The organism is Hymenobacter sp. B1770 (assembly GCF_049896385.1).
GTDB lineage: Bacteria > Bacteroidota > Bacteroidia > Cytophagales > Hymenobacteraceae > Hymenobacter.
In genome coordinates this window covers 1-407 of record NZ_JAFCUF010000065.1, presented here as the reverse complement: position 1 = coordinate 407, position 407 = coordinate 1, and the positions used below count along the sequence as shown (strand labels likewise).

1 protein-coding gene is annotated in these 407 nt (G+C 65.4%); it reads left to right on the top strand.

Translation table 11 applies throughout. The features are described from left to right. A partial coding sequence (locus ACP7AJ_RS21490) for a DUF2179 domain-containing protein (protein WP_426062289.1) occupies positions 1-339 on the top strand: 339 nt, incomplete at its 5' end. Positions 340-407: the final 68 nt, after the last annotated feature.

Sequence of the window (407 nt, the reverse complement as noted above, 5' to 3'; positions counted from 1 at the left end):
ATCCCGGCCTCCCCCCCGGCCGCCCACCCCCCCGCCTCCCTCATCGAAGGCAACGAGGAGTACCCCGGCGTGACCATCATCTCGGCTAGGAGCGAGCAGATCCGGCTCATGCTCACCGAGAAATTGGGCCGGGGGGCCACGGTGTACGCCGGCCGCCAGGGCTTTGGCTCGCACGGCCACTCCCGCGAAGCCATCGACATCCTCTTCACCGTCACCACCCGCCTGGAGGTGGCCCGGCTCAAGGACGAAATCGACCGCATTGACCCGCTGGCCTTCGTGGTGATGCACAGCGTGCGCGAAACCAAGGGGGGCATGGTGAAAAAGCGGCCCCTGCACTAAGCTCCCGGCTCCGGCAAAACCGACCGTTAACATGAGTTCGTCTTTTACTACCGTTGGGTAAGCCGACC